The following is an 8,820-nucleotide window of genomic DNA, read 5'->3' on the forward strand; positions in this document are numbered from 1 at the left end:
ATTTTTATTGGGGCGAAGCCTCACTCCGGCCGCAGCATAGCCGGCACCTCCTCGCCCAGCACCATGCCGGCGAGCATCTCGCCCAGCGCCGGGGCGAACTTGAAGAGGTGGCCGCCGGCGAAGAAGTCCACCGCGCCGCGCCGCACCACCTTGAGGCGCTCGGATTCCCACGGCGCGCCGTCGTCGGGATGCTCCAGCGAGGTGGAGACGCAGCTCTCGATGGTGAAGCGCGACGTGTCGAGGCCAGGCAGCGTCTGCGCCGCCAGCGCCAGCGTGTGCTCGATCACCTGGTCGGGATGGCCCCCGCCGCTGCGGTCGGCGTCGCTCGGCTCCAGCCCCACGGCGAACAGGCCGTCATGCAGCGCCGGCAGGCCGTAGGTGTAGAGCACGCCGTGGCGGTGGTCGCTCTTGTCGCGGAAGGAGACCATGGGCCGCGCCGCGAGGTCGCCGTTCATGGGGAAGAGCAGGCGCTGGTGGACGCTGTAGACCTGCGGCACCTTCACGCCCATGGCACCGGAGAGCACCGGCGTCTGCATCCCCGCCGCCACCAGCACGCGCCGCGCCCGGTAGATGGCGCTGCGGGTGGAGACCAGCACATGGCCCGACCGCTGGGTGAGGCCCAGCACCGGCGTGTGCTCGTGCAGCGCATCGCCCAGCGTCGCGGCGAGCCATTCGATGCTGTCGCGGGCGCGGATGGTGCCGGCCTCCTCCTCCAGGATCACCGGCTTCGCCCAGGGCCGGTGCACCGGCAGCAGCTCTTCCTGCTCGGCGGGAGCGACGAAGCGGACCTTGAGGTCGAGCCCGGCGAGGCGCTTCAGCTCCGCCTCCGCCTGCTCGACGATGAGGAAGGAGCCGGTGCGCTCGATGAGGGGGCGGCCGGCCTCCTCCTCCCAGCGCGCCCAGCCGGTGCTGGCCTTGCGGGCGAGCCAGAGCATGCGGGGATCGTTATAGGCCGCGCGCATGATGCGCGAGCCCCCGGCCGACTGGGCACCGCCCGCCGCACCCGCATCGAAGCAGCGCACGGAGATGCCGAGGCGCGTCAGGGTGTGGGCGACCGACAGGCCGACGATGCCGGCGCCGACGATGGCGATCTCGGTGTCCTCGAACGGCAGGCGGGCGGTCGATGCGGGCATGGGGGCTCCTCGCGATTCGGCACTCGACCCCTCGTAACATGCTGGCCACAGCCACGCTTTGCGCGCTGCAGCAGGTTTTCCCCCACTCCCCACCCCGCACCTTCGGTGCTATCCAAGGCGTCCTTTTTGAACGCGGCGCGCGAGACGCCGCGCGCCCGAGGATCTGCCGGCCATGCTCACCACCAATCCCGCCTTCGACCGCATCGGCGAGGAGAATGCCTTCGCTGTCCTCGCCCGCGCCACGGCGCTTCAGGCGGAGGGGCGCTCCATCCTCAATCTCGGCATCGGCCAGCCGGACTTCCAGACGCCCGCCCACATCGTCGAGGCGGCGGTGAAGGCGCTGCGCGACGGCCAGCACGGCTACACCCCCTCGGTGGGCATCCTGCCCCTGCGCGAGGCGGTGGCCGGCGATCTCAACCGCCGCTATGGCGTGGAGGTGGACCCGAACCTCGTGATGATCGTGCCCGGCGGCAAGGTGACCATGTATGCGGCCATCCGCCTGTTCGGCGAGCCCGGCGCGGAAATCCTCTATCCCGATCCCGGCTTTCCCATCTACCGCTCCATGATCGAGCACACCGGCGCGACGCCCATCCCGGTGCCGATCCGCGAGGAGAACGGCTTCGCCTTCTCCGCCGAGGAGACCCTCGCCCTCATCACGCCGAAGACGCGGCTCCTCATCATCAATTCGCCGGCCAACCCCACCGGCGGCGTCACGCCTGCCGCGGAGATCGACAAATTGGTGAAGGGCCTCGCCGCCCATCCCCATGTCGCGCTCATGTCGGACGAGATCTACGACCGCTTCCTCTTCGACGGGGAGGAGCACCGCACGCTCCTCGCCTATCCGGAGATCCGCGACCGGCTGATCCTGCTGAACGGCTGGTCCAAGACCTACGCCATGACCGGCTGGCGCCTCGGCTATTCCATCTGGCCGAAGAGCCTCTACGACCAGGTGCGCAAGCTGGCGGTGAACTGCTGGTCCTGCGTCAATGCCGCGACACAGTATGCCGGCATCGCCGCGCTGGAAGGTCCACAGGATGCGGTGTTCGCCATGACCGCCGAGTTCGACGCCCGCCGCCGCATGGTGGTGGAGGGGCTGAACGCCCTGCCCGGCGTCACCTGCGCGACGCCCAAGGGCGCCTTCTACGCCTTCCCCAACATCACCGGCACCGGCTGGACCGCCGCCAAGAAGCTCGCCTCGGCCCTGTTGGAGGAGGCGGGCGTGGCGGTGATCGGCGGGCCGGATTTCGGCGTCCATGGCGAGGGCTACCTGCGCCTCTCCTACGCCACCTCGCGGGAGAACATCACCGCCGCGCTCGGCCGCATGGGCGATTTCCTCGCCGCCAACCGCAAGGTGGCCTGAGGCGTGGGGGCGGCGCGGCGGTGGACGGGCCGGCGGGCGCTTCTCGCCCTCGCCCTCGTGCTGCTGGCCTTCTCTCCCGTGCTGCTGGTGCTGACGCGCCCGCCGCCGGAGGGTCCCGCCCCCATGGTCGCCCCCGCTCTGCCGGAGCCCGAGCCGGAACCGGCCGTTCCCGCCGATGCGGACCTGCCGCCGGGCCCGTCCCAGGCGCGCCAGGCCACTGCCCGCGCCGACGGCGATGCGGCGACGCCGGAGCGCTGGAAGGTGGTCGTCTCCTGCCCGCGCGAGAAGGTGTCCGGCGGGCAATACAATCGCTGCCTCTATGACGTGACCCGCACCTCCGAGCAGGCGCTGGAGGCGGAGCTGGCCAACGCCTTCACCGTCATCGAGGCGCGCACCGACCTGCAAGGCACCCAGCGCGCCCGCTGGAAGACCCAGCTCGACGAGGCGCAATCGCGCTTCCTGCTGTTCCGCAATCTCGACTGCCAGGGCGTCGCGCCGTTCGAGGGGCCGCGGGGCATCGGCAATTTCGAGCAGCGCTCCCTCTGCCTCATCGCCGCCAATCGCGGCCGCGCCGCCGATCTGCGCGCCCGCTACGGCACGCCCCAGCCCGAGGGCGCCGACGCCGCCAAGCCCGGCCCCAGTGGCCCGGCGCCGCGCGACGGCACCTGGACCCACCCGGTGCCGCCGCCGGTGGATTGAGCCTTTCCCTATGATAGGGTCCGGCGCCCGGCGCAGGGCACGATAACGGAGGCACCCGTGGCGAAAGTGGTCTGTGTGGGCGAGGTGATGGTGGAACTCGCCCGCGGTTCCGACGGGCGCTTCGGCCTCGCCTTCGGCGGCGACACCTTCAACACCGCCGTCTATCTCGCCCGGGCCGGCGTGGACGTGGCCTACGCCACCGCCCTCGGCGACGACGCCTTCTCCGGCGACATCCTCGCCCTCGGCGCGGCGGAGGGCGTGGACATGAGCCTGATCCCGCGCGTCAACGGCAAGGTTCCCGGCCTCTATCTCATCACCACCGACAATGCCGGCGAGCGCAGCTTCCATTACTGGCGCGACACCTCCCCCGCCCGCGCCCTGTTCGAGGCGGACGGCTGGCAGGAGGTGGCGGCGGCGCTGGTGGGGGCGGGCGCGGTCTATTTCTCCGGCATCACCCTGTCGCTCTATTCCAACCAGGGGCTCGGCCGCTTCCTCGCCGCGCTGGAGATGGCGGGCGGAACCGGCGACAGCCGCTCAGGTCCGCCGGCCTGGCGGGTGTTCGACGGCAATTTCCGGCCGCGCGGCTGGGGCGGCGATCTCTCCCGCGCCCGCACCGTGTTCGCCGAGGCGCTGAAGCGCTCCTCCATGGCGCTGCCCACCTTCGAGGACGAGGCGGCCCTGTGGGGCGATGCCTCCCCCGCCGCCACCATCGAGCGCATCACCACCTACGGGGTGAGCGAGGTGGTGGTGAAGAACGGGGCCGGCGGCGCGCTGGTCCATGCCGAGGGCCGCACCGTGGAGGTGCCGGTGGAGCGCACCGTCTCCCCCCTCGACACCACGGGCGCCGGCGACAGCTTCAATGCCGGCTACCTCGCCGCCCGCATCGCCGGCGCGACGCCGGAAGCCGCCGCCCAGACCGGCCACCGCCTCGCCGCCGAGGTCATCATGCACCGCGGCGCCATCATCCCCCGCGCCGCGCAGGAGGGCGCGACGGCGCATTGAGGGGCACAAATGCGAAAGATGACCAAGCGCAAGCCGGCAGGGGTCGGCGAAATCCTCGTGGAGGAATTCATTGAGCCGCTCGGCCTCACCCAGGCGGCGCTGGCCGAGGCGATGGGCGTTCCGAGGAAGCACGTCAACGAACTGTGCAACGAGCGCCGCTCGGTCACGGCCGCGACGGCGCTCATTCTGGCGCGGGTGTTCGGTAACAGCGCCGATTTCTGGCTGAACGTCCAGCGCCGCACCGATCTCTGGCAGACGCTGAACTCGCCGGAGGAGCGGGCGCGGATCGAGCGGGCGAAGCCGTTGGCTCCGGCCGCCTGATCCCTGGCCACCCAATATCCGAGGCGACGCGCCGCCTCAGATGGTCTGGTTGTATTCGCCGATGCCGGGGTGCTGGCGCAGCACGCCGTCGATCTCCTTGAACATCTCGCGCATGCGGGCCTCGGAGACCGGGCTTTCCACCACCACCACCAGCTCGGGCTTGTTGGAGGAGGCGCGCAGCAGGCCCCAGGAGCCGTCCTCGCAGGTGACGCGCACGCCGTTCACCGTCACTAGGTCGCGGATCTTCTGGCCGGTGACGGTCGCGCCTTCAGCCGCCAGCTTCTCGTAATGCTCCACCACCTTGGCGACGACGCCGTACTTGGCTTCGTCCGCGCAGTGGGGGGACATGGTGGGCGAGGACCAGGTCTTGGGCAGCGCCTCGCGCAGCTCGCTGAGCTTCTTGCCGGGATTGCGGTCCAGCATGTCGAGCACGGCGATGGCGGAGACGAGGCCGTCGTCATAGCCGCGGCCCACCGGCTTGTTGAAGAAGTAGTGGCCGGACTTCTCGAAGCCCACCAGCGCGCCGGTCTCGTTCACCCGGCGCTTCATGTAGGAATGGCCGGTCTTCCAGTAGTCCGCCTTCACGCCAAGCTTGATCAGCTCGGGGTCGGTGGCGAACAGGCCGGTGGACTTCACGTCCACCACGAAGGTGGAGTTGGGATAGAGCTTGGCGAGGTCGCGGGCGAGCAGCACGCCCACCTTGTCGGCGAAGATCTCCTCGCCGGTGTTGTCCACCACGCCGCAGCGGTCGCCGTCGCCGTCGAAGCCGAGGGCCACGTCCGCCTTGTGCTCCAGCACCGCGTCCCGCATGGCATGGAGCATCTCCATGTCCTCGGGGTTCGGATTGTACTTGGGGAAGGTGTGATCCAGCTCGGTATCGAGCGGCACCACCTCGACGCCCAGCGCCTCGAGGATCTTCGGGGCGAAGGCGCCGGCCGTGCCGTTGCCGCAGGCCACCACCGCCTTGATGGGGTGCTTCAGCTTCGGCCGGTTGGTGAGGTCCTTGATGTAGACCTCGGGGAAGTTCTCGACGAACACATAGGCGCCGCCGCCCTTCAGGTCGAACTTAGCCGACAGAACGATGTCCTTCAGCCGGCTCATCTCATCCGGTCCGAAGGTGAGCGGGCGGTTCACGCCCATCTTCACGCCGGTCCAGCCATTGTCGTTGTGCGAGGCGGTGACCATCGCCACGGCGGGAACCTCCAGCGCGAACTGGGCGAAATAGGCCATGGGCGACATGGCAAGGCCGATGTCGTGCACCTTGATGCCCGCCGCCATGAGGCCGGAGACCAGCGCCAGCTTGATGGAGGAGGAATAGGAGCGGAAGTCGTGGCCGGTGACGATCTCGGGCTTGACGCCCATCTCGTGCATCAGCGTGCCCAGGCCCATGCCGAGGGCCTGCACGCCCATCAGGTTGATTTCCTTCTGGAACAACCAGCGGGCGTCATACTCCCGGAAGCCGGTCGGCTTCACCATGGGCTCGGACTCGTAGGCGTAGGTATTGGGCGTCAGGACCGGCTTCGGCGTCGGGAACATGGGGACCATTCCTCCGCAGGCACGCAAAATTTCGCGGTCGCGAGATAGCACGGATTCGTGACCGAACGAACGGCTGCGCTTGGGATTAGTTCCCCTCGCAGCGGCAGCACGGTGACGCCGCCGTGGCGGTCACGCGATCTTCCGTGTCATTTCCGGGAGCATGGTGCCCTCCTCCCGCGCCCGCACGTGCCAGGCGAGGGCCTCCTCGATGATGTGCGGGGTGTGCCCGCCGCGCGCCGTGGCCCGCTCGAAATAGTCCGACAGCGCATCGCGATAGAGCGGATGGACGCAATTGGCGATGACGACGCGCGCCCGCTCGCGCGGGGCCAGCTCGCGCAGGTCCGCAAGGCCGACCTCGGTGACGAGGATGTCCACGTCATGCTCGGTGTGGTCCACATGGCTCACCATGGGCACCACCGAGGACAGCGCGCCACCCTTGGCGATGGACTTGGTGACGAACACCGAGAGATAGGCGTTGCGGGCGAAATCACCGGAGCCGCCGATGCCGTTCATCATGTGGGTGCCGCCCACATGGGTGGAATTGACGTTGCCGTAGATGTCGAATTCCAGCGCCGTGTTGATGCCGATGAGGCCGAGGCGGCGGATGATCTCAGGATGGTTGGAAATCTCCTGCGGCCGCAGGATGAGGCGCGACTTGTAGTCGGTGATGCGCGGCATCACCTGGTCGTACTTCGGCTTCGACAGGGTGATGGACGAGCCGGAGGCGAAGTTCAGCTTGCCGGCGTCGAACAGGTCGAAGGTCGAATCCTGGAGCACCTCGGAATACATGGTGAGGTCTGAGAACGGGCTCTCGATGAAGCCGTGCATCACCGCGTTGGCGATGGTGCCGATGCCGGCCTGCAGCGGCTGCAGGCGGTTCGTCATGCGGCCGAGCTTCACCTCGTGCTTCAGGAATTCCATGAGATGGCCGGCGATGGCGGCAGTCTCGGGGTCCGGCGGCAGCACGTTGGAGGCGGAATCGAGCTTCCGCGTCACCACGATGGCGGCGATCTTCTCCGGGTCGACGGGAATGAAGGGCAGGCCCACCCGGCTTTCCGGCGTCACCACCGGGATCGGCTCGCGGAACGGGCGGCGGGTGGGGATGTAGATGTCGTGCAGCCCCTCCAGCTCCGCCGGCTGGGTGAGGTTGATCTCGACGATGACCTTCTTCGCCAGGATGGCGAAGGTGGCCGAATTACCCACCGAGGTGGTGGGAATGATGCCGCCGGACGCGGTGATGCCCACCGCCTCGATCACCGCCACGTCGATGGGGCCCAGCTGGTTGGTGCGCAAATGCTCCACCGTCTCGGACAGGTGCTGGTCGACGAACATCACCTCGCCGGCGTTGATCGCCTTGCGCAGGGCCGGGTCGGACTGGAACGGGATGCGGCGGGAGAGCAGGTGCGCCTCCGCCATCTGCTTGTCGAGGTCGTTGCCCAGCGAGGCGCCGGTGATGAGGGTGATGCGCAGCGGCTCGCCGCGCGCATGGGCGGCATTGGCGCGGGCGGCCAGCGCCATGGGCACGGCCTTCGCCTCGCCGGCGCGGGTGAAGCCGCTCATGCCCACGATCATGCCGTCGCCGATGAGCGCCGCGGCCTCCTCGGCCGGGACGATCCTGTCACGCAAGGACGAGAGGCGGATGCGGTTCTCGGGCATGTCGGCAATTCCGTCGTGGAGACAATCCCTTGCGCATAGCGAGGCGCGCAGGGCCACCGGAATTCGACTTAAAGGGAAGGCGGCTCAGGCGGTGATGGCCACTGGCAGGCCGAAGCCATCGCGCTCCGGCGGATCGGGATAGCGCAAGGCGTTGCCTTCGAACACTCTTTTGGCGGTGACCGCGCAGGCGCAGGCATCCACCAGATCGTCGAGCCCTGCGCCCAGCGCAGCCGCGGTCTTCCCATTTAGCAGATCGATTGGCACGCCGGCGCGGGCGAGGAGGCCGATGCGCAGGTCGAGACCGGGCGGGTACGGCCGGCTCTTCACCTTCTTCGCCACATCGAGCGGCGCGCCGTTCATGATGCGGAACGACACCTCCGGGTGGCACTCGACGAGGCGGTCCCGCAGCTCCGCCCGGCGCAGCAACAGTTCGTCCAGCTCGGTGATCTTGGGGAAGAGGTTGAAGCACTGGATGGAGACCTTGCGCGCGGGCTCGAATGCGCGAGCGCCGCGGCGCAGGCGGCAGCGAAGCGTTCCCGCTCGTCTGCCGGCCCCAGGCCGGCCATGACAGCCGCCCGGGCCGGCACGGCGAAAACAGAGGATTGCCGCTTGTCCAGCAGGGGGCGCACCGCCCGCTCTGCTGCGCGCCCGCCGACTTCGCTGGTTTCGGGCAGCCCTATGGGCATGTCCACGCACGCAATGGCGGGGGCGTCCGGCGCGTCGAACAGGGCTTCGACCCGCGCCACCCGGATCAGATCGAGCCGGCCGGCGCCGTCCCACCGGGCGACCACCCAGCCGCCCCGGCAGCCGTCGATGCCGGCGAGACGCAGGGTCATGCCCTCAGTCCTCCCCGGCCTTGGCCTTGGGCAGGGGAATGGTGGAGGGCTGCGGGATCGGCGCCGCGTAATATTTGCGCTTGATGGAGCCGGTCTCGGGATTGCTGGACGCGGCGGACGACACGGGGATGCCCTGCGGCCCCACCTGCCAGCCCGGCGGCAGGCCGCCCTTCTGCGGCGCGGACGGCGGAGGCGCCGGCGGCGGTGCTGAGGCGCGCGCCGGGGCACCGCCCACGGCGCCGGGGGGATAATTGGAGGGCGGAGAGTTCGAGGGCGG

General features: G+C 69.5%; 9 protein-coding genes and 1 pseudogene. 4 read left to right on the forward strand and 6 right to left on the reverse strand.

From position 1 onward, the window contains the following. Positions 1 to 20: 20 nt before the first annotated feature. A complete protein-coding gene (locus ACE3QW_RS17770) occupies positions 21 to 1,133 on the reverse strand; it encodes an NAD(P)/FAD-dependent oxidoreductase (RefSeq protein WP_374252891.1) in 1,113 nt (370 codons plus the stop codon). Between the two features lie 172 nt (positions 1,134 to 1,305). Here ACE3QW_RS17770 and ACE3QW_RS17775 point away from each other — a divergent pair, with 172 nt between their 5' ends. Genes ACE3QW_RS17775 through ACE3QW_RS17790 form a run of 4 tightly spaced genes read left to right on the forward strand, consistent with a single transcriptional unit; the run spans position 1,306 to position 4,515 of the window. Further along, on the forward strand, positions 1,306 to 2,493 hold the full coding sequence (locus ACE3QW_RS17775) for a pyridoxal phosphate-dependent aminotransferase (RefSeq protein WP_374252892.1): 1,188 nt from the start codon (positions 1,306 to 1,308) through the stop codon (positions 2,491 to 2,493). A gap of 3 nt (positions 2,494 to 2,496) precedes the next feature. Continuing rightward, complete coding sequence (locus ACE3QW_RS17780) at positions 2,497 to 3,192, forward strand: lysozyme inhibitor LprI family protein (protein WP_374252894.1); 696 nt, start codon at positions 2,497 to 2,499, stop codon at positions 3,190 to 3,192. Between the two features lie 57 nt (positions 3,193 to 3,249). Continuing rightward, on the forward strand, positions 3,250 to 4,194 hold the full coding sequence (locus tag ACE3QW_RS17785; protein ID WP_374252896.1) for a sugar kinase: 945 nt from the start codon (positions 3,250 to 3,252) through the stop codon (positions 4,192 to 4,194). A gap of 9 nt (positions 4,195 to 4,203) precedes the next feature. After that, positions 4,204 to 4,515 carry a HigA family addiction module antitoxin gene (locus tag ACE3QW_RS17790; protein WP_374252898.1) on the forward strand — a complete coding sequence of 104 codons (312 nt, stop codon included), beginning with the start codon at positions 4,204 to 4,206 and terminating at the stop codon, positions 4,513 to 4,515. Positions 4,516 to 4,551: 36 nt separating this feature from the next. On the opposite strand, the gene ACE3QW_RS17795 is transcribed toward ACE3QW_RS17790, so the two are convergent. The 5 genes and pseudogenes from ACE3QW_RS17795 to ACE3QW_RS17815 all read right to left on the reverse strand — a co-directional run. Beyond that, a complete protein-coding gene (locus ACE3QW_RS17795; RefSeq protein WP_374252900.1) occupies positions 4,552 to 6,051 on the reverse strand; it encodes a phosphomannomutase/phosphoglucomutase in 1,500 nt (499 codons plus the stop codon). Between the two features lie 129 nt (positions 6,052 to 6,180). Further along, entirely contained in the window at positions 6,181 to 7,707 is a 1,527-nt protein-coding gene (locus ACE3QW_RS17800; protein WP_250165407.1) for an acetyl-CoA hydrolase/transferase family protein, read from the reverse strand. Between the two features lie 84 nt (positions 7,708 to 7,791). Beyond that, positions 7,792 to 8,181 (reverse strand): DUF429 domain-containing protein, encoded by a 390-nt coding sequence (locus tag ACE3QW_RS17805; RefSeq protein WP_374252910.1) that lies wholly within the window; start codon positions 8,179 to 8,181, stop codon positions 7,792 to 7,794. Then, positions 8,064 to 8,543 (reverse strand): DUF429 domain-containing protein, encoded by a 480-nt coding sequence (locus tag ACE3QW_RS17810; RefSeq protein WP_374252902.1) that lies wholly within the window; start codon positions 8,541 to 8,543, stop codon positions 8,064 to 8,066. The genes ACE3QW_RS17805 and ACE3QW_RS17810 overlap by 118 nt, the downstream gene beginning before the upstream one ends. Positions 8,544 to 8,547: 4 nt before the next feature. Beyond that, positions 8,548 to 8,820: pseudogene (locus ACE3QW_RS17815) on the reverse strand (hypothetical protein); the annotation flags it as partial.

Origin of the sequence: Xanthobacter sp., from assembly GCF_041911315.1 — a bacterium.
Lineage (GTDB): Bacteria > Pseudomonadota > Alphaproteobacteria > Rhizobiales > Xanthobacteraceae > Xanthobacter > Xanthobacter aminoxidans.

Excerpts from the sequence above, each read along its gene's own strand:
- ACE3QW_RS17770 (WP_374252891.1), bottom strand. The coding sequence starts at position 1,133 with ATGCCCGCATCGACCGCCCGCCTGCCGTTCGAGGACACCGAGATCGCC.
- ACE3QW_RS17775 (WP_374252892.1), top strand. The coding sequence starts at position 1,306 with ATGCTCACCACCAATCCCGCCTTCGACCGCATCGGCGAGGAGAATGCC.
- ACE3QW_RS17810 (WP_374252902.1), bottom strand. The coding sequence starts at position 8,543 with ATGACCCTGCGTCTCGCCGGCATCGACGGCTGCCGGGGCGGCTGGGTG.
- ACE3QW_RS17795 (WP_374252900.1), bottom strand. The coding sequence starts at position 6,051 with ATGTTCCCGACGCCGAAGCCGGTCCTGACGCCCAATACCTACGCCTAC.
- ACE3QW_RS17790 (WP_374252898.1), top strand. The coding sequence starts at position 4,204 with ATGCGAAAGATGACCAAGCGCAAGCCGGCAGGGGTCGGCGAAATCCTC.
- ACE3QW_RS17800 (WP_250165407.1), bottom strand. The coding sequence starts at position 7,707 with ATGCCCGAGAACCGCATCCGCCTCTCGTCCTTGCGTGACAGGATCGTC.